This window comes from Pedobacter frigiditerrae (assembly GCF_004331645.1).
Classification (GTDB): domain Bacteria; phylum Bacteroidota; class Bacteroidia; order Sphingobacteriales; family Sphingobacteriaceae; genus Pedobacter; species Pedobacter frigiditerrae.
The window spans coordinates 1,440,708-1,463,694 of sequence record NZ_SJSK01000001.1; the positions used below are offsets into that span (position 1 = coordinate 1,440,708).

Genomic DNA, 22,987 nt, shown 5'->3' on the forward strand with positions numbered 1-22,987 from the left:
GGGTCTCTTTATATGATTAAGTGGCAAAAGTACTTTAATCATAAAAGGAAAAATTGTACAAACGTAAACCTACCTATAAAAACAGCCAGTGAATTTGTTTTTTTTCCAGCGCCGTCGTTTTGTTAAAAAAAACTTTGGGAGAGAACCCTGTCACTGATTTGAATTCTCTTGTCATATGCGACTGGTCAAAATAATCAACACCATATGCAATATCCGTTAAGTTGTTTTTTGCTTTATCTGATGAGTATTTATTAACCGCATTTCTGAATCTTAATATCTTTTTGAATTGAGATGGTGTTTTGCAGATGTGTTTGCCAAAGTGTTTGTTTAATGTTGTACGTGAAATAGGATTTTTTTTGCATAGTTCTGTAATGGTTACAGCGTCATTTTCATCACACATCATTTCAGACAAAACAGTTTCAAGGAAATGATGCTGAAACCCTATCAATTTGGATAACCAATAACTTTCAACAGCTTCAATTTTTTTGGTATCATTTTGCAAAGAAAGAATTTCTATCATAACTTTTCTATAATCTTCAAAAGGTGAAAATTCAGAAAAGTTTGAACTGTTGTAATGGTTTAATTCGTGCTCCAAAAATGAATTAATAGCCAACGGTTTAAAATAGATAGTAATTTCGTTTATGTTCCCTTCGTATTGGACATACACCGGCTTATTAAAATTAGATACCAAATTGGTTTCTACCTCATTGTCATCGCATTGCCCGATTATTAATTTATTTCCTTTATTAATAGTTTTTGATTTTTCACTTATTGATACAATGGTAAAAATAGATGGGAAGGTTATGTATTTGGCGGGTTTTTCTTCAGATGTATGTGTGAGTATATAAATACACTCTATGTATTTTTTAAGTAAAGGATTTAAAGGGGAATAAGCTTTTATTTTCATAGGTTGCATTGGGAGTTAGAGCCTAACTAACTGTTTGTACGCATATTTGAAAAAAATTGGATTCATTTGCTGTCAACGAGCCTTTTAATTTGTTATACATTAATAAGCCTTTTGTATTTTACCATTGGTTCACTAAAATTACCGCTAACTCGCGGCTTTGCGCGCAACTTTATCCGTTTTTAATCATTTTTAAACGAATATACACGTTTAATTTGCGATATATAACTTATTTAAGTTCTTGGTATCTAGCAACCGAACAAAAGACCCACCAAACGCTAAAATCTAAACCTTATTGAAGCGAAAACCCCATCTTTTGGAGTTGAAGTGCAAAGAAGGGCTACAGACGCGATGGAATACTGAAATTGTCCCAAAGGGACTCCTTTGGAGTTTCTCTAAAGATTTTTTGGAAGCTCTTTCCATACAGATTTCTAGTTCCTAGATAATTACGGTATTGTGAGACATTATTTTAAATCGTCATTCTAAAATCTAAAACTCCCTGTAACTTATTTGATGATTATTGCTTAAAACTTAGGCTTTGCTTATCTTTCAAAAGAAAACTAACTCATAAACTTATAGAATGAAAACTACCCAAAAATCTAGATTGTTACTTTTTGTAGCTACGATGCTGAGCAGCAGTTTTGCCTTTGCGCAAACTAAAGAAGCATTTGTTTCAAGTGTTACTAAAGAAGCAAATGAAAATTCTCAATTAGAGAAATTAGCACACGAACTTTTTGATGTTGTTGGTCCGCGATTAGTTGGAACACCACAAATGAAACAAGCTGGCGATTGGGCAGTAAAAAAATATAGTGATTGGGGTATTTCTGCCAAAACAGAAAAATGGGGAGAATGGCGTGGATGGGAAAGAGGAATTACGCACATAGATTTGGTTAGCCCGAGGTTAAGAACTTTAGAAGGTACGCAATTAGCTTGGAGCCCATCTACAGTAAAAGGAAAACCAATTAATGCTGAAGCTATTGTTTTGCCATTAGTTGCAGATTCGATGGCTTTTGTAAAGTGGTTACCGAGTGTAAAAGGTAAATTGGTTTTAATTTCGCAAGCTCAAATTTCTGGCCGACCAGATAAGAATTACGAAGATTTTGCAACAAAAGATGGTTTAGCAAAATTTAAAAAGGATAAAGAAGAGGCTGCAAAAGCTTGGAGAGATAGGTTAGCTAAAACTGGTTTAAATGCTAAAAATTTAGCTTTAGCCATTGAAAAAGCTGGCGCTGCGGGTATCATCATCAATAACTGGAGTGCAGGATGGGGAGTTGATAAAGTTTTTGGTGCAAACACCACTAAAATCCCAACTGTAGATTTGTCTGTTGAAGATTATGGTTTGGTTTATCGCTTGGCAGAATATGGAAACAAACCAATGCTTAGAATAGAGTCTGAATCAAAAGAATTAGGTGTAGTGCCAACATTTAATACATTGGCAGAAATTAAAGGTTCTGAGAAACCAAATGAATACGTGATGTTATCAGCTCACTTTGATTCATGGGATGCATCTAGTGGCGCTACAGATAACGGTACTGGAACTATTATGATGATGGAAGCCATGCGTTTGCTTAAAAAGTTCTATCCAAATCCTAAAAGGACAATTTTAGTTGGCCATTGGGCAAGTGAAGAGCAAGGTTTAAATGGTTCAAGGGCATTTGTTGAAGATCACCCTGAAATTGTAAGCAACTTACAGGCTTTATTTAATCAAGATAACGGTACAGGAAGGGTTGTTAATATTGGTGGTGCGGGTTATGCAAAAGCTAAAGACTTTTTACCAAGATGGTTGGCTGCGGTTCCAGATACCATTAAAAATCAAATCAAAACTAATTTCCCTGGTACACCAAGTGGTGGTGGTTCAGATAACGCCTCATTTGTTGCAGCTGGTGCATTAGGTTTTTCTTTAGGTGCATTGCCTTGGGATTATTTCAGCTATACTTGGCACACCAATCGTGATACTTATGACAAAGTTGTTTTTGATGAAGTTAGAAACAATGCAATTTTAGCTGCTATTTTAGTTTACATGGCTTGCGAAGATCCAGAGAGAACATCAAATGAGAAAGCGCCAATGTCTGTTAATCCTAGAACAAACCAACCAGGTGTGTGGCCAGCTCCAGTTAAAGCAAACCGTAAAGGTGGATTAAATTAACCCCTAAATCCCCTGAAGGGGACTATAGAACATCCTTAGGAAATAATATTTAGAGAAGCCTCGGTGTTTTATCGGGGCTTTTTTTGCATTTTTATAATATCAAATTAATCACCAAATGGTAAAAAGGATATTTCAGCTACTCATTGTTTTTTTAAGTTTAAATAGCTTGCAATTGGTTAAGGCACAAAAACCTGTAGAACAACCGCCAAAGGCGATGCGAGAATTTAGGGCTGCTTGGATTGCTTCTGTAGCTAACATTAATTGGCCAAGTAAACCTGGCTTAAGTACAGCAGAACAACAAAAGGAAGCTATTGTGTTGTTGGATTTATTGCAAAGTTTAAACTTTAATGCAGCCATATTACAAATTAGACCTCAGGCAGATGCCTTATATAAAAGCGATTTAGAGCCTTGGTCTTACTTTTTAACTGGAGAACAAGGAAAGGCTCCAAATCCATATTATGATCCTTTGGAATTTTGGGTTGAAGCAGCACATGATAGAGGTTTGGAATTACATGTTTGGTTAAATCCTTACAGAGCTCATCATCTTTCTGGCGGTGGAGAAAGTGCAACTTCAGTTGTAAAATCAAAACCAGAACTGGTAGTGAAGTTAAAAGATGGGCAGTATTGGATGGATCCATCCTTAAAAGGTGTGCAAGATCAGTCGGCTGCAGTGGTGAGAGATATTGTTAAACGTTACGATATAGACGGTGTTCATTTTGACGATTATTTTTATCCATATGATTCGTATAATGGAGGTGCAGATTTTCCGGATAATTTAAGTTGGGTAGCTTACCAACAAAGTGGGGGTAAATTAACTAGGTCTGATTGGAGAAGAGAAAGTATAAATACCTTCATCGAACGCATTTATAAAGAGATTAAAGCAGAGAAAAAACACGTTAAATTTGGGTTAAGTCCGTTTGGGATTTGGAGACCTGGTTATCCAGCATCTGTTGAAGGTTATGATCAATACGAGAAACTTTATGCTGATGCAAAATTGTGGCTAAACAAAGGATGGATAGATTATTTTACTCCGCAGTTGTATTGGAAAGTGAATGATATTCCGCATAGTTTTCCTGTTTTGTTGGGTTGGTGGCAAAGCGAAAACACAAAAAATAGACATTTATGGCCAGGTATGAATGTAGGTTTAGGTGGCGATGATAAAAACGTCGATGAAATCATAAACCAAATCATGGTAACCAGAGGTATGTTGCCTCAAAGCCCTGGAGCAGTACATTGGAGTATTGCGGCATTAGTTAAACATCCGCTTTTGCGTAGTGGCTTAAAAAGTGGTCCGTATAAAAATCAGGCTTTAGTGCCAGCTAGCGAATGGTTAGATCGTAAAGGACCAGCAAAACCGATAATTACAGTAGCTCCAAAAGATAAATTATGGGAAGTTAGATGGAATCACACAGAAAAGAGTGATGTGTTTAAATGGGTAGTTTATTTTAAATATGGAAACAAATGGAGCTATAAAATCATGAACAGAAAGGATGAAAGTTTAGATTTAATGGCTTCTATTGAAAACGGCACAAAAGGCAGCAGAACACTTTTGAGTTCATTTGCTGTAACTGCAATAGATAGAACTGGTAATGAGAGTGAATTTATTGAACATCAAATTGGAGGTGCAAATTAACTGATGAAACAACACTCAAAAGAATTAATAGAAGCTACGGCTAATGCGATAAAGGATCATTTTATTCCAAAAAACGCAGATGAAAAATCATTTAGCTTCCACTTTACCATTCCGCCAAGTTCAAATTATAAAGTAAGCTATGAAAAAGATGCTAAAGGAAAATGGAGTTTTGTAGCTTTTGAAGCTGATGAGGGCAAAGACTAGTTAGAAACAAAAAAAGAGCTTATTTCGAACTGGAGCTAGGTTAAAGTAATAACCTACAGAGATTTCGTGAGATCCAAAACCATAATTACCTAGCTTATTTAGGCTATAATCAAATCCATAACCAATTCTAAAACGTTCCTTAATCAGAAAATCTGTCATTATCCCTACAGCACTTTTCTTCAATAAATTGTTTTGTATTGCTGGTCTAGGAAAAAGATTCAGTGATGTTCTATAAACTGCTCCAATTGAAAACCTATCCTTAAAAATTAGAAAAGAATTAATGTCTAACGAGGTTGGCCCATGCAAATCATCCTTAAGTAAAAATGATGGTTTAAAGCTGATATCTCTCTGCACAGGAAATAACATTGCAGCTGTAAAATAAAAATGTTCTTGTGTATTTAAATTGGCAAAAAAATCATTGTCGGTAGTTAATCTTTTAGCGAAAAGATTATTAGCCGAAAAGCCCATAAAAAAGGTTTCTGTGGATAGTTGGGCACCAACTCTTAAACTTGGCATTGTTCTACTTTCAAAACCTACTGGGATTTTGGCATCACCAACTTCGTCTGGTGTCAATAAACTCCCATTTAAACCAGTTTGCATTACTCCAACTCCAATTCCGAATGCCAGCACATTGAATACATTATGATTTAACCTCAAGCGATAGGCTAAATTAGCATAAGCGTTCAATGTGCTTTGTGCACCGATTTTGTCTTTTGTGATGATGGCTCCAACCGCAATGTCTTTATCTGTAATTGGGGCATCAAAAGCTATGGATAAACTTTGTGGCGCACCCTTTAAACCTGTCCATTGTGCTCTGTAAATAGCCTGAGCAAAAACAGCCTCTTTATATCCCGCATATGCTGGATTTACATAAAGCCCATTATAAATATATTGTCCATACTGCGTTTCTTGCTGCCCAAATAAGGGAGATAACATCAAATAAAATAATCCCGTTAAAATAATCTTTTTCATATCCATTTATTTTATCGTACTACAGTAATATAACCTGTTAACTCTTGCCAAGCCGAATTCGCTGTTTTAACCCTCAATACATAGAAATAAGTACCATCGCTAAGCCCATTTGCTGTCCAATCATTTTGGTATCCCTTTTTTTCATAAACCGTACTTTGCCACCTATTAATAATGGTTAGCTCATTTGAAGTATAATATTCAAGCCCAGTAATTTTGAAGAAATCATTCTTCCCATCATTATTAGGCGTAAATACATTGGGTATGAGCACTCCAATAATTGGCTTAAAGTCAATAGAGGTATTGTTTGCAACCTTGGGGTCGTTTTCTAAGGCATAAGCCATTGCAATATTTTTAACTAATCCGGGTTTGCTTGCCATAACCTTGATTTTTAAATCTGCGGTTTCTCCGGTTATCACCTTTGGTATATCCCATATAATGGTTCGTGTACTTTCACTATAACTCGCTACACCAATGGAAGGGTTTATCAATTGAGAAAAGGTAAGTTCCTTTGGTAAGGCATCGGTTACTTTTATTCCTGTTGCATCACTCGGACCATTATTCTTTACCCTCAGGTTATATTCAAAAACTTCATTAACAGAGATGGCTCTAGCTTCAGATGTTTTTGTAATCATTAGATCTGCGGTTTTAAGTGGGTCATCTACAGTAATTATTACGGGGTCTGATACATCAGAAATACAACCTGCTATGTTGTAAGAAATTACTGTATAAGTTCCAGCATTCCCAGTGGTATAACTTTGGGCTATTTCTCCAGTGATAGGGATGGCATCCTTTAACCATTGATATTTTATTCCACCAGTTGAGTTGGCTTTTAAAGTCACAGTTTTCCCGCTGGCAATATTTACTGTTTGTGGAACAGGAGATTGCGCAAAACTTACCATTGCAAAGAGCAACAGCATACTTAATAGGAAACCTATGGTCTTGTTAAGCATCTGATGGAATGACTCGAATTACCTAATTTAGTTAGCAGTAATTACAATTGTTGGCTGAGCTGGTGCTGCAATTACTTCAACTGTTTGAGTTGTAACACCAGTAACAGGGCAACCAGAAGTGCTAATTAGTGCATTGGTAAAGCCAGCTTTTTGTTTATACTTAACACTGCCAGTAATTACATAAGTGCCTATTGCAGTAGTGGTTAATGTGTAAGCTCCAGTAGTAGTATTTATAGTGCCTACGGTGGTTCCATTAACTGCTGATCCACCATCTTTTACAACACTGTAACTATATTCGGCTTCTAAATCATCGGTATAAGGTGTGCCAGTTGGAAATCCAGTAAATGTTGGTGTAATTACTGAATTTGCGTTGGCGCCTGCCGAAGTACAATATTGTGCATTGCTTGGCGCTGACGCTAAATTAAATGCTAATGGTGGCAGTACTATAAAATCGTTCACTACATCTGCAGGCGCACAAATAGCAGGGTTACTTGATGTAGAACGCATAGTAACAGTGTATGTGCCAGGAGTAGATGAAGCCGTTATGCTATAAACTCCGGCAACGGGTGTTATAGAATTAAATCCTCCTCCTTCCACATCCCAAGTATAGGAGATGTTTGCAATTGTTTGTGGTGTGAAATTTAAAGTTGCACCAGCGCATACGTAATAAGTTGCCGCAAATGCTGAGCTTGAGATTAATGTAAATAATGCCACTAGCATCATTTTTTTTAGGGTTTTGATTGTTGTTTTCATGTCGCTTGTTATTTATTGTTTATGAGTGAATTAATTTAATTTGAAGTAATGGTTACGTTTGGTGATGTTATTTTTGGGTTAATAATTACATTAAAATTGACAGGGTTGCTTATACATCCATTTGCATTTTTTACGGTTATTGTTCCAGCATAGGTAGCCGCTGGAGTAGATATGTGGATAGGAATACTTATTGGGCTGCTTGCAGGAAACGCCGCATCAACAATGTTTGTTAACGGACTACCACCAGCCCAAGTTATACTGTAAGATGTTGGCGTTTCTGTTGTTGCGGTAAAGGGCAATAGTGCTGTCAGCGTCTCAACACAAATTGAGGGATCAGAACCTAAATTGATGCTAGGTAATGAATTGATTTTTATATTAACAGGTATTCTTCCAGATGTCTCTGTGCAATTGTTTCGAACTGACTCTACGTAAAAAATATGGTCGCCTGGCGTTAATAGACTAACATCGGGGGTATAGCTAACACCAGTATGTAAAATTGGGCCGCCAATTGCTGTATTGTACCAATTATAAGTTGTGCAATCTTGGGCTGTACCAACTGTTAAATTTGTTGTGTTTCCAGAGCACAAAGTGATAAGGTTTGAAACTAAATCTGTACTTGAAATTTTTGGTTTAGCAATAATTCTCTGTATCTCATATATTCTAAGCCCATTTAACAACGAAGCTAGTCCTCCGGCTGTAGCTATTTGAACTTTATCAAATGCATTGGTTATAGGTATAGTTATTGTGTACTTTGTCGTCGAACCATTTAGAAGATTTAGGTTCAAAAAAGGAGAATTCCCTGCAACGTCCATCACTTGAGTATTCCCACTAAAGCCTCTAACATGAAAATCACTTGCTAAAATTGTTGCGTTTAGTAAGGCCAAATTATCAGACTCAATGATAATTCTAATTGAATCCCCAACAACAGAATGAGCAGGATATACAGCTGTTAAATAAGTTTCATTAAGGGCACTTACAGTAGAGTTTATCTTTGCATAAAGACTTAAATTGCCATCTATTGCTCTATTAGGGTTGTCAACTGCGGTTAATGAACTAGCAATTGTCCCTGTGGAACCACTTAATACTTCTATAGGAGAAGCACAAGCTATTGTTCCGCTCGGTTTATTAAAATAGGCATAATAAAGATCTACAGATGTTCCTACGTCTACAATTGGGTTAATGATTACCCTAACGCCATCATATTTTGCTCCAGGTGTAAAAGTGATAATGTTTTCTCCTTGTCCGCTTAGTAAGCTAAGAAGCGAGGCTCCTGAATAAGAGACCCCTACTGGCGACCCACTAAGTGTTGCTTGAATTGTAACGTTGTTTAAAACATTAAGTATGGTAGAGCCTGTGGCAATCTTAACTGAAATAGGAGTACTACCGTTATCACCAGCAGGTAATTCTGAAGCAGGAAATTTTAAGTTTTGCCAAGCAGTTCCTAACCCTAACAAACCTACATAGGTTGCAAGTGTAGAATGGGTACTTAAGGAGCCATCTACTGAGTTGGGTTTGTTATTAACTTCGGCCAGTGTAACAAAAAGTACTGAAACATCAGCACTACTGGTTTGACTATTAGCATATACACGTTCAGTTGGCGTACAGTTTTGCCCCTTCACCTCTCTCCATGAGAAAAATAAAATTGCTACGGATAGCAGCCATAATAATGAGGGATATGGTTTTTTAAGAGAGAGCACGTTGGGGATAATTTAGTTTAAAAACCGACTTAGATATATCTAAATGAGGATTTCGTTATAAACTTAAATTATTTATCAACATATTAACTCGTTCATTTTATACAGTGTTTTGTAACGTAACACTACGATTAGCAAAAATGAACAAAGTTTGTTCAGAAAATGAACAAGAATGATTTTTATTGAATAATAGAGGGTCAGGGTATTGAAATGATGAACAAATTTTTTTCTGCGATAAAAGCAATGATTAAGCTGTAATTCCCTCTCTTTTAAGGATATAATCGAAAATTCCTTCTATAGGTTTTTGCAAAATTTTGCCAACCTTAATACCGTTTTCGGCAAAAACTGCTTTAAGGGCATCTTGGTAGTAATATGAAATAGAGCCAACGAAATTGCATTCTAATGTTTTGTAGCTTTTATAGTCTTTAACGTTGGTATCAATAAATTCTTGAAAACCATCCTTAAGTATTTGCTGAATAAAGGGATGGTCTTTGTGGGCGATCATGAACCTGCTGAAAGTAGCAAGGTAAGAGTTAGGGAAAGGCTTTTGATAGATGTTGGTTATAATATTATCTCTGTCAACCTCAAAATTCTTTGCAAACTCTAGTCTTAATTCTTCTGGCATCTTATTGTGTAAGTAACTAACCAATACTTTCCTGCCAAAATAAGTTCCTGAACCTTCGTCTCCTAAAACATACCCTAATCCATGGTTGCTTCTATGAACTTCAGTTCCATCATAATAAGCAATGTTAGACCCTGTTCCTAAAATACATGTAAGTCCTTTTTTATCTCCGCAAGTTGCATAGGCAGATCCGATTAAATCATGATCTACACTTATAAATGCATTGGTGAAAAAAGTAGAAAGACCATTTGAGATGATTTCATGCTTATCTGGAGAAGAACAGCCTGAACCAAAAAAATAAACTTCTTTGATTGCTGTTGCATAAGCGGATAAATCTCTATTTTTAGATAGAATTTTAACAACATCGAAGGCATTTACAAAATAAGGATTAATCCCTTGTGTACTAAAGGTAAGTGTCTTGTTAGGACTGTACGCCATCCAGTCTGTTTTCGAAGATCCGCTATCCGCAACTAAAATCATACACTAAAAATAGCAAATTATTGAATATTTAAGGTTCCACTTAGTTCTTTTAGTGCAATTTCTGCCAATTTCGCTTGATATTGTATTTCAAGATACCTATTATTTGCGTCTAATGCATTTCTTTGCGCTTCTCTTAACTCTAAAGGGGCAATGCTACCTAAGCGATATTTCTCTAATGTGATATCTAAATTTTCTTTTGCAAGATTCACATTGCCTCGTTCTAGCTTTATCAACTCAAGATAAGTACTATAATTTTGATAAGCAGAAGTTAGCTGTGCTATAATATCTTGTCTGGTTTTTTCTAATGTTAATTCAGATGAATTGATTTGAATTTTAGCATTTCGCTCATTTTGTCTTTGCAAAAAGCCATTAAAAATTGGAACACTTGCCGTTAGGCCATAAGTATAACCATTCGATCTTGATTGTGTACTGAACCCTGTTGGATTGGCATTACGATTAAAATCATAACTTGTGTTTACGCTAACTCTAGGATAACGACTTCCTTTAATCTGTTTTAAATTTAACTCTGCAATCTTTTTGCTAAGGAACGCATTTTGCAAATCAGGATTAAGACTTTCTGTTTGAGTAGCAAGTTCAGTATAGTTTAAATTATTGTCGATAACCATTTGATTATCTGCCATAAATTTAATGGTCGCATCTCTGGCCATTAGTTGATTAAGCGTAACCAAATAATTATTTAGCAAGTTTTTTTGTTGTAAATAATTCGAGGTATCTGTATTATAATCAACTTTAGCTGCTACTACATCTAATTTAGAACCACGACCAATTTCTAGCTTATTGTTTGCAATTTTTAATCTATAAGTTGAAACATCAATAGCACTATCAGAAGCTAAAACCAATTGTTGCTGCTTTACCACATTAAAATATGCAGTGATTACATCAGAAATGGTAGTTAAAATTTGTCCTTTCGCAACTATTTGTCCTTGTTGCTCTAATGCTTTTAATCTATCATAATTAGCAAACATGGTAAAACCATCAAATATTGTCCAATCTAAGCCTACGCCATAAGACATATTTGTGCTTCTTGCCCCATCTACAATTCTTTGTGTTCCTGTAGATTGTGTTTGCACAGTGTTCTGCCTGCTGCCACCAGTGTTAAATGTTCCCACAGCAACAGGTAATATTCCTGCATTACCTAAATTAACGTTGTTTTTTGCTATTGCAATATCATTATTTATCAGCTTAATATCATAGTTGTTCTTTAAGGCAATGCTAATCGCGTCTTGTAAGCTTAATTTTTCTTGTGCAAAAATATATTGGTTAGCATTTGCTAGCCATAGGACGATAAAAAATATAATATACTTTAATTTCATTCTAGTCATTATTTTTTGATGCCTTTTCCTCAGCCTCTGCAGCTGCTAATGATGCTGTTAAATCTTTATTTTCTTTATGCTCTTTAGACCATGCCGAGTAAATTGCAGGAATTACAAACAAGGTTAAAATTAAAGAGAACATTGTTCCTCCAATAATAACAGTTCCCATACTCATTCTGCTTTTTGCTGCGGCTCCTAGTGCCATTGCAATTGGTAAAGCGCCAATGGCAATGGCCATACTTGTCATTAAAATTGGCCTTAATCTCGAAACAGCAGCTTCTCTAATTGCATCTTGGACTGTTGCGCCTTTTTCTTTTAATTGATTAGCAAACTCAACAATTAAAATACCATTTTTAGTTACCAAACCAATTAACATAATTGTACCAATCTGACTAAAAATATTCCAACTTTGACCACATAACCAAAGTGATAAAAATGCTCCAGCAACAGCCATAGGTACAGTTAGAATAATAATGATTGGATCTTTGAAACTTTCAAACTGCGCAGATAGTATTAAATAAACTAATAATAAAGCTAAGCCGAAGGCGAATAAAGTGTTTGATGAACTTTCTTGAAAATCCCTCGATTCGCCACTTAAATCTGTAGAAAAACTTTCATCTAATACTTTAGCTTTAATTTTATCCATCGCTTCAATTCCATCTCCAATACTTTTCCCAGGGGCTAAACCAGCAGAAACAGTTGCAGAAATGAAACGGTTATTCCTATATAATTGTGGTGGACTGCTTTCTTCTTTTGCAGTTACCAGATTGTCTAGTTGTATCAATTGTCCTTTATTATTCCTTACATAAACGGAACTTAAATCTAATGGATCTTTTCTATCGCTAACATCAAATTGTCCAATAACTTGATATTGTTTGCCATTCATAAAGAAATAAGAAAAACGTTGACCACTTAAACCTAATTGCAGAGTTTGAGCTATATCTACAATGGAAACACCTAGATTATTTGCTTTCTCTCTATCAATGGTTAAGCTAATTTCTGGCTTATTAAATTTTAAGTTAACGTCAGAAGTAGAAAAGGTGGGGTCTTTAGCAACTTCATCCATAAACAATGGCACCTTTTCTCTCAACTTCTCAAAGTTTTGTGCTTGTAAAATGTAGCTAATTGGCAAACCACCTCTTCGTCCAACAGAAATGGTAGGTTGTTGTGTTACTGTAACTTTACCTTCAGTGTATTTTCTGGTTATTTTAGTTAACCTATCGGCAATTTCTTTTTGAGACTTTTCTCTATCTTCTGGGTCAGTCAAACCCATGCGCACAAAGCCAGAATTTGTTGCTCCAGCACCACCAAAACCTGGAGAAGTAATGGTTATCAGCACTTTTTTCTCAGGAACTGAATCGGTTACCATTTGAGCAACTTTGTTCATGAATTTATCTGTATAAGCAAAAGAAGAACCTTCGGGTGTGCTTAAATTCATGTTAATTGCACTCCTGTCATCATAAGGTGCTGTTTCTTTTTGTAATAAATTCCAAAACAATGCAATTAAACCAACACATATAATAATGATTGGAGCGGCTAACCATCGTCTACTTAAAAACTTCTCAAGGTTACGTTTATAAGAATCGTTTAACTTAACGAAATAAGGCTCAGTGAAGTTGTAAAACTTAGATGGCTTGTGACCACCCTTTTTCATTAAATAAGCATTTAACATCGGGGTTAAAGTCAATGAAACAAATGCCGAAATTAGTACCGCTGCACCTATGACTACACCAAACTCTCGAAAGAGCCGCCCGACAAATCCTTGCAAGAAAATTACTGGTAAGAATACTGCTGCAAGGGTAATGGAGATAGAAATTACTGCAAAAAATATTTCATTAGAGCCTTTAATTGCTGCTTCAATAGGAGAGTAGCCTTCCTCAACTTTTTTAAAGATATTCTCCGTTACCACGATGCCATCATCTACCACTAAACCTGTTGCCAAAACAATAGCTAATAGTGTTAATACGTTAATGGAAAATCCAAAAATGTACATGATAAAAAAGGTAGCTATTAAAGAAACAGGTATATCAATCAATGGCCTAAATGCAATTGCCCAATCCCTAAAAAACAGGTAAATAATTAGAATTACGAGCACTAATGAGATCAAAATTGTTTCAGCCACCTCCGTTACAGATCTTTTTATAAATAAGGTAGTGTCTAGAGAAACTTTCAATTTGATATCTGCGGGCATATCAGCTTTTAAATCATCAAAACGCTTATAAAACTCATTACTTATTTCTAAATAATTAGCGCCTGGCTGAGGGATAATTCCCACTGCAACCATTGGTATGCCTGATTCGCGTAGAACAGTTTCTTCGTTTTCTGAACCCAGATCTATTTGTGCTACATCTTGCAGTTTAACCACATTTAGACTATCATTTTTAATAATCAGGTTATTGAATTGTTCAGCTGTAGTTAATTTTCCTAAAGTTTTAACGGTTAATTCAGTAGTTGCTCCTGTTAATTTTCCAGAAGGTAGCTCAACATTTTCATTGTTTAAAGCAGTAACAATATCTTGTGATGTCAAACCATAAGATGATAGTTTATTTGGGTCTATGCGAACACGCATAGCGTATTTTCTTTGCCCTTGAATTTGCACACTACTTACTCCTGGAATGGTCTGAATTCTATCAGCAATAACGTTTTCTGCAAAATCACTCAAATCAGTAACGCCACGCTTATCACTCTGTACTGTCATCGAAATAATTGCGTCAGAGTTGGCGTCTGCTTTGGTTACCGTTGGCAAGCCATCAATGTCTTTTGGTAAGTTACGAGCAGCTTGAGAAACTTTATCACGTACATCATTCGCTGCTTCATCAATGTTTTTACCTAAGTTAAACTCAATGGTAATGTTGCTAGAACCCTGATTACTCGACGATGAAATATTTCTAATCCCATCAATGGAGTTGATAGATTTTTCTAAGGGTTCTGTAATTTGGGACTCAATAATATCAGAGTTCGCACCTGGGTAGGAAGTACGAACTGAAACAACTGTTGGATCAATAGATGGATATTCTCTAATACCCAGAAAATTATAGCCAATTACCCCAAAAAGGATAATGACGAGGTTCATTACAATGGCAAGAACCGGTCGTTTAATACTGGTGGTTGAAATGCTCATTGTTTAGTTTTTACCAATTTAACTTTAACGGGTGCATCAGGTTTTAATGACATGGCTCCAGTTGTTAAAACTGTATCGCCAACACTTAAGCCAGAAGTGATCACTATGCTTTCAGCTGTTCTTGTACCTGCTTCTACATTAACTTGTTTTGCTTTTCCATCTTTACTGATATAAACAATCTTGCCCTTTAGTACCGGAATTACGGCTTCTGTAGGGATAAGTATTGCATTATCGAGGGTTTTTAGAGACAGTTTAATTTTAGCAAATGCACCTGGCAAAAGTTCTCCATTAGGATTTTGAGCCAATGCCTTTATTTGCAATGTTCTGGTTTGTTGATTAATGCCTGGTTCGATTGCGAAAACCTTTCCAGTGTAAGTTTTTCCAGATGCGTCTGTAGTAAATGTAATGCTTGAATTTAAAGAGATTTGGCCAACATATTTTTCCGGAACAGAGAAACTAATTTTTACAGGATTAATGCTAGATAGATTGGCTATTGTTGTAGAAGGTGTTAAATACTCACCAACAGAAATAGATCTTAATCCAATTTTACCCCTAAATGGAGCAATAATAGATGTTTTAGCTAGTTGAGCTCTAATTAATTGTGCTTGTGCCTTTAATGTTTGTAAATCGGCTAATGCCGTGTCATATTCTTCTTGACTTATAGCACCTTTTTGCAAAAGTTGTTTAGCTCTATTTTCATTAGTAGCAGATAAATTTTGTTTCGTTAAAGCCTCCCGCAATTGAGCCTGAATATCTCTATCATTTACTTTTACCAAAACACTACCCTTGCTTACATTACTTCCTTCTTTAAAGTAAATTCCAGTAACCAAGCCTGCAACCTCGCTTCTCAATACAACCGATTCATTGGCCTCAATACTTCCAGAAACTTCTAATCTATTGTCAAAAGAAACAGTTTTTACAATTATACCTTCCACAGATATGGCAGGGCCACCTTTTCCACCACCTTTACCTTCTTTTCCAGCAGCGCCTCCTTTTGGTCCACCTTCTCCAGCAATTTTTTTGTTGTCAGAAATTCTATAATAAACTAGATAGGCAAGTCCTAACAGTAAGAGTGTGTAAATGATATATCTAACTTTCATATATGTGTGTGTTGATTAGGGTAACGCACAAAATTATTTAATTGTTTCTGTTATCATTTGATGTACTTAATATGTTACACCTTAATTTTTAAATACCGATCAAAAAAATAAATAAATTATATTTTTGTAGTCAAATATTTCAACTATGAATATAAAAAAATCAATTTTAGGAATAGTAGTATTACTATCAATTACCATGGCAGCTAAATCTCAAGTTAAAATAGGTTTCGAAGTAAGCTTTAAAGAACCACAAGCACATTACGCAGAGGTAGAAATGAATATCTCTGGCATAGCAACAAAAACACATGTCGATGTAAAGATGCCTGTTTGGACACCAGGCTCATACCTTGTTCGTGAGTTTGCTAAAAGTGTAGAAAGCTTTGGCGCAACATCAAATGGTAAAGCCGTTAAAGTAGAAAAAGTAAACAAAAATACTTGGAGAGTTTTTAACGCTAAAACAAATGCAGTAAAAATTAATTACCGTGTTTATGCTTTCGAAATTTCAGTACGTACGGCATTTATAGATGCTTCACATGCTTTTCTTTCTCCTGCAAGTATTTTTATGTACCCTGCTGGGATGATTAAGACACCAAGTACAGTAAAGATTGTTCCATTTACAGGTTGGGATAAAGTAAGTACAGGTTTAGAGCCAATTGCTGGTCAGAAATTTACATACACCGCTTCAGATTTTGATATTTTATTCGATAGCCCTATGGAGGTAGGTACACAAGATATATTCGAATTTAATGCGGCGGGAGTTAGGCATGAAGTTGCAATGTATGGTGGTGGTAACTATGATAAAGAACGTCTAAAAGTTGATATGGCTAAAATTGTAGAACAAGAAACCGCAATTTTCGGCGAAAATCCAAACAAGCATTATACATTTATTGTACATAATTATGCACAAGGTGGAGGTGGTTTAGAACATTTAAATTCTACTGTTTTAGGCGCAAGTAGAAACGCTTATAGTAGCGAAAGAGGTTATCAAGGATTTTTGGGTTTAGTTGCCCACGAATATTTCCATTTATGGAATGTGAAAAGATTACGTCCAATAGCTTTAGGCCCATTTGATTATGATAATGAAAACTATACAACCAATCTTTGGATTGCAGAAGGTTTTACTTCTTATTACCCAATCAAGGTGATGTTAAGAGCAGGTTTTACTAATCCGGAAGGCTTTGTAAATAGTAATTTAGGTACAATTGGAACAGTGATGAATACACCGGGTTCCAAAATCAATTCTGCTGCCGAATCTAGTTTTAATGCTTGGATTAATCCAGCTTATCGTCCTTCAGAAAATGGAAATAATACTTTTATTTCTTATTACACAAAAGGTCAGGTGATTGGTAATTTGATGGATTTGGAAATCATCAACGCTACGAAAGGCGCAAAAAGCTTAGATGATGTCATGAAAGCCATGTATTTACAATGCAAAACTTTAAAACGTGGCTATACTGATGCAGAATTTAAAGCAATGGTAGAAAAGATTAGTGGTATTAGCTTTACAAGCTTCTGGGATAAATATGTAACAGGAACAGTACCAGTAGAATACGCTAAATATTTCGCTTATGCAGGTATTGATGTTGTTAATGAAAACGAGGGTAAAAGTGTCCCATTTTTTGGTGCATCAACAGGTAGAATGGCAGGAGTAAGTGGCGGTAAGGTAATTATCGGTTCAGTTAGTCGTAGTTCTGGTGCTTGGAATGGTGGCGTTAACGTAAACGATGAAATTGTTTCTATTGATGATGTTCCTGCAGAAGCAAGTATTGAAAGAATGGCAGTGATAACCAATAAAAAAGTTGGTGATGTTGTAAAAGTAAGCATCATTAGAGACGGCCTTAAAAAGGATTTGAATGTTATTTTAACAACGAATGAAATTGTTAGGTTTAAAGCAGCTTTAAATGAAAGTGCAACACCGCAGCAATTAGTAGTTCGCAAAAAGTGGATGGGAATATAGATGATTTTATTTCTCGGTTTATAAAAAAAAGTCCCAGTAAATCTTACTGGGACTTTTTTATGCTCTTTAAGTTGAACTAATAAGATTTCATATCCTAGAATGTAAAACGAACGCCTAAACCGATATCACCACTGTAAAAATCAGTATCAGGAGTTAATCTTAAAGTCGGAATCCAGTCTAAAGATAAGTTAATTGGAGCACCATTAAATTTATAATCTAAACCTAAAACGCCATTTACCCCTAAGTAAACGTCACTTTCATCAATAAATTTATTTTTTACAGAACCAACACTTGCACCAGCACCATAGTACCATTTTAAGCCAGGTGCACCACCAATTGGTTTATATACTTCGTATAAACCTGTTAACTGTACCCAACTAAAATTTTTGTTACTTCTAAAGTTACCAATGAGTTCTAACATGGCACCTTTGCTTAAGCCAGTTTTAAATGTAACACCATTGTAGCTACCAAAGCGACCACCAATAGCATTTTTGTAATCTTGAGCTTTAGCATTTGTAATACTAAGGGTGGTTAATGTTGCAATTGCAACAAGAGTAAAAAGTAGTTTTTTCATAATCATATGTACTTGTTTTTTGTTATGAACATGATAACAACTTTTGTGCCGTTATAGTTAATTTATAGATTTTACTTTGGCAATAAAGAAAAACTTATTGTTTAATAACAAAAAATCAAGAGTTACTAGTTGTAGTTGAAAACAACTATTATTAGGAAAAATCTTCGCCTTGATCTCTGAAATGAGGTATTTTTTTTTACGCTGAGTAATATTTGCATGTTGTAACATTTATTTTTTTGTTCACAGCTTAAAGATCTATTGTAAATAGGAATTCATTATTTATATTTACAATAAGTACATAACAATACGCCATAGTGAAACTAAATTTTAAAGATTATCTTACCAAAAAGAAAAAAATTCTAATAGTTGAAGATGAACCCATGAGTGTAAGGTTGATTCAACATTTGTTAAAAGATTATCACTTTGAATTGGTTGTCGCTGTAGATGGTTTTGAGGCGATTGAAAAATTTAAAAAAACATCTTTCAGCCTGGTGATTATGGATCTATATATGCCAATTATGGATGGTTTTGAAGCTTCAAGAAGGATGAAAGAAATTTCGAAAGACACACCTATAATTGTTATTTCTACTACTTCAATTCCAGAAGAAGATTTAAAGAGAGATATTGGTATTGATTATTTTTTAGCTAAACCCTTAAACACCGTTAAGTTTAGAGATTTCATACATATGCTTTTGCTGGCATAAAAAAAATCTATCAAGATAATGCCTGATGGATTTCTGCAAATAATAAACCACTTCCGCCACCATAATGTTTAACAATCGGTAAGCTAGGCTTTAGTTTATTAAAATATGCTTTTAATTGTGATTCTTGTTCATCTGTAAGTCCAGCGCCAATTAGTGCTAGCTTAAAATCCTTTCTTAAACATACCTCGCAAGCATCATCAAAAGAAAGACTTATTGTTGCTTTCCACACCCCATCTTTATCAATTAGCCTAGCAATGGTTTCCATTATAGGTTTATTAGTTCCAACAATAAGAATTTCTATTATTTGCATATTTATATATTAAGTAATTATCCATCCCTTTTGGGAAAAAGTTTCCGCCAAAGCAGACTTATGAAGCTTAAAATTCCATTGGTACTTCCATCAATAAAAATTCTGCATCAGCAATCGCCTTTATTTCAAAGTTATCTGTATCCCAAATTCCGAAACCATCTCTTGTATCTAAAGTTTGTCCATCAACTTCAATTTGTCCTTTTAATACAAAAACATAAACACCATTTCCTTTTTTATTTAAGATGTATGTTTTAGCGGTTGCTATATCAAAACTTGCTAAATTAAACCAAGCATCTTGATAAATCCATACACCTGCATCATTAGCATTTGGAGATAAAACCTGTATAAACTTATTTCTTTTATCTGTGTCATTCAATAAAATTTGGTCGTATCTTGGTGTTACGTTCCTTTTGTTTGGAAACAACCAAATCTGCAAAAACTTAGCTGGATTTTTAGGATCAGAATTGTATTCAGAATGATAAATGCCCGTTCCAGCACTCATAACCTGTATTTCTCCGGCTTTAATGGTAGCCGTGTTTCCCATACTGTCTTTATGTTGTAGCTCTCCTTCTAACGGGATAGATATAATTTCCATATTATCATGTGGATGCTCTCCGAAACCCATTCCACCTGTAACGATATCATCATTTAAAACTCTCAATGCACCAAAGTTAATTCGCTCTGGGTTGTAATATCCAGCAAAGCTGAAACTTTGATAACTTTTTAACCAGCCATGATTTGCCACTCCTCGAGTGTTGGCTTTGTGCAATACTGTTTGTGCCATAACTATTTGTTATTTATTGATACAAAGATAAGGTCGGTCAAAATCCAATTCATTGATGTAGGATAAGAAGTGTATGAGAAGCCAGAAAAGTTTGGAAGTCGATAACCCGAAAGATTTTAGCTTGAAAATGTGAGGAGAAGTGGTTTTTTTTGGATGGGATTAGTCCCGCTTTTTGCTTTAGTCTTTTCGATTTTAGCTTCAAATACTATCACTGTCAATCGGGTTTAAAATTAAAGGACTGTGCCATGAAACTGTTCATAGTTTCACAAATACAAGTTTAATAAACCCGATTGAAGCGAACACGAAGTAAAAGCGGAAAACGGGACTGAAGTTACCGATGAAACAATAGCCTTGCTTTTCAAGATATATTAACGTCAACAATTTAGCAATCAAACAATTTCTTATACATTTTACTTTAATCCAACTTTTTTGAATAGCCAAAACACTTAACTTAGTAGAATGGTAAACCGAGCAACTTATCAGGCTGCAAAACTAGTAGCGCCACGAATCGAAGTGCACTTCGCAAAACATTTGGCAGAGGCTAATGCAAAGGGCGAACTGGATTTGGCTCCACAACCTCCTGCAAGAGTAATTGAGGCAATTTTAGATTCGGCTTTTTGGGCAAGCTTGAGGAAAGAAGAAGGTCATTCTCCCAAAATATCCATTGCTTTTTTGCCACCAGAACAAGCTGGAAAACCGTTGATTTTTACTCATACCTTACCACTTAATCCTAATGTTTTAACAAAAATGGCACCCGGAGTGGAACGTGGTGGCATACATATTGGCGTTTGGCATGATGGTTATAATTTACACATATGGGGTACAACCTTAAATATTCCTAACTATTGTTTTGTAGTAGATGTATCTGAACCTGGTTTATTGGTAATTAAACACCGTAGAATTTATGGTTTCGGGAAATATACTAACGTTGCTGTTTTAAAAGGCGACCAGATAAAAATTGTTGAAGAGAAAAGTGCTTCTAATGCAGATTGCCCATCAATGTTACTTTCGCTTTTAGATTTAACGGCACATTCTTATTGGAATGATTCTGCAAATATTTTAATCCAGTTGGCAGTTTCAATGAGAGCACACGGACGTGGCGGAGCAGTTTTGGTTGTTCCTCATGGTACAGAAGATTGGAAACAATCTATCATTCATCCCATTAGTTATGCTTTAGAACCTAGCTTTAGAGGATTGGCAGATTTAGTGAAAAAAGACACAAATTCAAGTGAGATTTTTTGGCAAAGTGCGTTAAAAAGGGAAGTAGACCACTTAGCTGGATTAACGGCTATTGATGGTGCAACTTTAATAACTGATGAATATGAGCTTTTAGCTTTTGGTGCAAAAACTGGAAGGGCAAATAGCAGTGGGCATATTCAAGAATTATCTTACTCTGAGCCTATTAGCGGTGGTGATGCCATTGTTGTTCACCCAGCAAAAATAGGAGGGACAAGACATTTATCTGCGGCACAATTTATATTCGACCAAAGAAATGCACAAGCATTAGTGGCTTCTCAAGATGGACATTTTACCATTTTTAGTTGGTCGCCTGCTTTGAATATGGTGCAAGCGCATAGAATAGATACGCTTCTTTTGTAAGATTTTAGACAAAGGCAACAGCTAAGGTTATCATAATTAGCATCATGATAGTCATTACTATTCTATCTGCTTTAATTCTTTCTTTAAGCGTTAAAGCCTTAGTAACTCTTGCCTCTTTATGCCTTGCATAAGTAAAGTGAATAGGTAATTTAATAATCATAGGTAGATGTTTTAGGGTAGATAATTTTTCTACATCAAAACTTAAGCCAATGATTTATAAGTTGTTAAAATATTCTTGCTTTATGGTTTTTAGTTAGAAAATATTGATTTTTAAAACTTTAGGTTGTATTTTTTCTTCAATGTTCGCATTCGTTGTTTGTGAAATTGTACACTTTGAGAATAATTATTCTAGTTTTTAGCATAAAAATGCTAATGAATTAGTGCTTACAATTATTTTACAGAAAATAGCTTTCAAATAATAGTTTTGCAAAACAAGTTGTCGAAACAGAATTTTATAAATCGTTGTAGTTTTTGATATCAAATGAAAAAAAATAAAAAATTCATTCTGCCCCCAATCATTTTATGTTTAATAGCCATTGTAATAGTTTGGATAGCGAATAACAATGTACAATCTAGAACGGAAGACGTAATTTATAGCAATTTAAATAAAATGCCTAAAACCAAGGTTGCCATCATCTTTGGAGCTGGAATAAATGGAGACAAACCAAGCAGGTATTTAAAGGATAGGTTAGATGCTGGCATTTCACTTTACAAAAACAATATAGTTGACAAAATTCTATTATCTGGAGATAATGGTAGAGATGAACATAATGAGCTTATAATAATGAAGCTGTATTGCTATGAAAACGGAGTTGATACAAATAAAATTTATGTTGATTATGCTGGTTTCGACAGTTATTCTACTATGTACAGGGCTAAACATATTTTTAAAGTTGATACAGCAATTCTGGTTTCTCAGAAATATCATTTAAACAGATGTATTTATATTGGCGATAAATTAGGCGTAAAATCTTATGGCTACAGTGCAGATCAAGGCGTTTACAAAGGATACAAATATTACACATTTAGAGAGAAATTATCTATAACAAAAGCTGTTTTTGATGTGTTAAGGGATAGAAAACCTAAATACCTTGGTAAAACAGTTGACGTTAACGGCCTATCTAATTATACAAAAGAATAAGTGGA

At 35.0% G+C, this 22,987-nt stretch carries 20 protein-coding genes; 7 read left to right on the plus strand and 13 right to left on the minus strand.

All coding sequences use genetic code 11. The features are described 5' to 3' along the window. Positions 1–73: 73 nt before the first annotated feature. A complete protein-coding gene (locus EZ428_RS06110; protein ID WP_165501716.1) occupies positions 74–907 on the minus strand; it encodes a helix-turn-helix domain-containing protein in 834 nt (277 codons plus the stop codon). Positions 908–1,484: 577 nt separating this feature from the next. Here EZ428_RS06110 and EZ428_RS06115 point away from each other — a divergent pair. The 3 genes from EZ428_RS06115 (at position 1,485) to EZ428_RS06125 (ending at position 4,887) form a co-directional block, all read left to right on the plus strand. Further along, entirely contained in the window at positions 1,485–3,050 is a 1,566-nt protein-coding gene (locus EZ428_RS06115; protein ID WP_225871004.1) for a M20/M25/M40 family metallo-hydrolase, read from the plus strand. 115 nt (positions 3,051–3,165) lie between these two features. Further along, a complete protein-coding gene (locus EZ428_RS06120) occupies positions 3,166–4,683 on the plus strand; it encodes a glycoside hydrolase family 10 protein (protein ID WP_131552204.1) in 1,518 nt (505 codons plus the stop codon). Positions 4,684–4,686: 3 nt separating this feature from the next. Beyond that, positions 4,687–4,887 carry a hypothetical protein gene (locus EZ428_RS06125; protein ID WP_131552205.1) on the plus strand — a complete coding sequence of 67 codons (201 nt, stop codon included), beginning with the start codon at positions 4,687–4,689 and terminating at the stop codon, positions 4,885–4,887. On the opposite strand, the gene EZ428_RS06130 is transcribed toward EZ428_RS06125, so the two are convergent. The 8 genes from EZ428_RS06130 to EZ428_RS06165 all read right to left on the minus strand — a co-directional run bounded on the left by EZ428_RS06130 (position 4,888) and on the right by EZ428_RS06165 (position 15,913). Further along, complete coding sequence (locus EZ428_RS06130) at positions 4,888–5,859, minus strand: PorP/SprF family type IX secretion system membrane protein (RefSeq protein WP_165501717.1); 972 nt, start codon at positions 5,857–5,859, stop codon at positions 4,888–4,890. Between the two features lie 11 nt (positions 5,860–5,870). Next, the gene (locus EZ428_RS06135; RefSeq protein WP_131552207.1) at positions 5,871–6,809 is read right to left on the minus strand and encodes a T9SS type B sorting domain-containing protein; all 939 of its coding nucleotides are present in this window, start codon (positions 6,807–6,809) and stop codon (positions 5,871–5,873) included. Between the two features lie 27 nt (positions 6,810–6,836). Next, positions 6,837–7,562 (minus strand): hypothetical protein, encoded by a 726-nt coding sequence (locus EZ428_RS06140; protein ID WP_131552208.1) that lies wholly within the window; start codon positions 7,560–7,562, stop codon positions 6,837–6,839. 35 nt (positions 7,563–7,597) lie between these two features. Then, positions 7,598–9,259, minus strand: coding sequence for an immunoglobulin domain-containing protein (locus tag EZ428_RS06145; protein ID WP_131552209.1), 1,662 nt, complete (start codon positions 9,257–9,259; stop codon positions 7,598–7,600). A gap of 244 nt (positions 9,260–9,503) precedes the next feature. Then, positions 9,504–10,358: an N-acetylglucosamine kinase gene (locus EZ428_RS06150; protein ID WP_131552210.1), complete on the minus strand. Its 855-nt coding sequence runs from the start codon at positions 10,356–10,358 to the stop codon at positions 9,504–9,506. Between the two features lie 17 nt (positions 10,359–10,375). Further along, positions 10,376–11,692 (minus strand): TolC family protein, encoded by a 1,317-nt coding sequence (locus tag EZ428_RS06155; protein WP_131552211.1) that lies wholly within the window; start codon positions 11,690–11,692, stop codon positions 10,376–10,378. Between the two features lies 1 nt (position 11,693). Continuing rightward, positions 11,694–14,813: an efflux RND transporter permease subunit gene (locus tag EZ428_RS06160; protein ID WP_131552212.1), complete on the minus strand. Its 3,120-nt coding sequence runs from the start codon at positions 14,811–14,813 to the stop codon at positions 11,694–11,696. Next, the gene (locus tag EZ428_RS06165) at positions 14,810–15,913 is read right to left on the minus strand and encodes an efflux RND transporter periplasmic adaptor subunit (RefSeq protein ID WP_131552213.1); all 1,104 of its coding nucleotides are present in this window, start codon (positions 15,911–15,913) and stop codon (positions 14,810–14,812) included. The genes EZ428_RS06160 and EZ428_RS06165 overlap by 4 nt, the downstream gene beginning before the upstream one ends. Before the next feature lie 145 nt (positions 15,914–16,058). Between EZ428_RS06165 and EZ428_RS06170 the strand changes: the two genes are divergently transcribed. Next, positions 16,059–17,870 carry a M61 family metallopeptidase gene (locus EZ428_RS06170; protein ID WP_131552214.1) on the plus strand — a complete coding sequence of 604 codons (1,812 nt, stop codon included), beginning with the start codon at positions 16,059–16,061 and terminating at the stop codon, positions 17,868–17,870. 94 nt (positions 17,871–17,964) lie between these two features. Here EZ428_RS06170 and EZ428_RS06175 read toward each other — a convergent pair whose 3' ends face one another. Beyond that, positions 17,965–18,444: a hypothetical protein gene (locus EZ428_RS06175; protein WP_165501718.1), complete on the minus strand. Its 480-nt coding sequence runs from the start codon at positions 18,442–18,444 to the stop codon at positions 17,965–17,967. 314 nt (positions 18,445–18,758) lie between these two features. Here EZ428_RS06175 and EZ428_RS06180 point away from each other — a divergent pair, with 314 nt between their 5' ends. After that, positions 18,759–19,148 carry a response regulator gene (locus EZ428_RS06180; RefSeq protein ID WP_131552216.1) on the plus strand — a complete coding sequence of 130 codons (390 nt, stop codon included), beginning with the start codon at positions 18,759–18,761 and terminating at the stop codon, positions 19,146–19,148. Positions 19,149–19,158: 10 nt separating this feature from the next. Here EZ428_RS06180 and EZ428_RS06185 read toward each other — a convergent pair whose 3' ends face one another. Both EZ428_RS06185 and EZ428_RS06190 read right to left on the minus strand, forming a co-directional pair. After that, entirely contained in the window at positions 19,159–19,458 is a 300-nt protein-coding gene (locus EZ428_RS06185; RefSeq protein ID WP_131552217.1) for a hypothetical protein, read from the minus strand. A gap of 67 nt (positions 19,459–19,525) precedes the next feature. Next, positions 19,526–20,242: a pirin family protein gene (locus EZ428_RS06190; RefSeq protein WP_131552218.1), complete on the minus strand. Its 717-nt coding sequence runs from the start codon at positions 20,240–20,242 to the stop codon at positions 19,526–19,528. A 459-nt stretch (positions 20,243–20,701) separates the two neighbouring features. On the opposite strand from EZ428_RS06190, the gene EZ428_RS06195 reads away from it, so the two are divergent. Then, positions 20,702–21,841 (plus strand): putative sensor domain DACNV-containing protein, encoded by a 1,140-nt coding sequence (locus EZ428_RS06195; protein WP_131552219.1) that lies wholly within the window; start codon positions 20,702–20,704, stop codon positions 21,839–21,841. Positions 21,842–21,845: 4 nt separating this feature from the next. On the opposite strand, the gene EZ428_RS23945 is transcribed toward EZ428_RS06195, so the two are convergent. Next, positions 21,846–22,001: a hypothetical protein gene (locus EZ428_RS23945; RefSeq protein WP_165501719.1), complete on the minus strand. Its 156-nt coding sequence runs from the start codon at positions 21,999–22,001 to the stop codon at positions 21,846–21,848. Positions 22,002–22,322: 321 nt separating this feature from the next. Here EZ428_RS23945 and EZ428_RS06200 point away from each other — a divergent pair, with 321 nt between their 5' ends. After that, positions 22,323–22,982: a SanA/YdcF family protein gene (locus tag EZ428_RS06200; protein ID WP_131552220.1), complete on the plus strand. Its 660-nt coding sequence runs from the start codon at positions 22,323–22,325 to the stop codon at positions 22,980–22,982. The last annotated feature ends 5 nt before the right edge of the window (positions 22,983–22,987 follow it).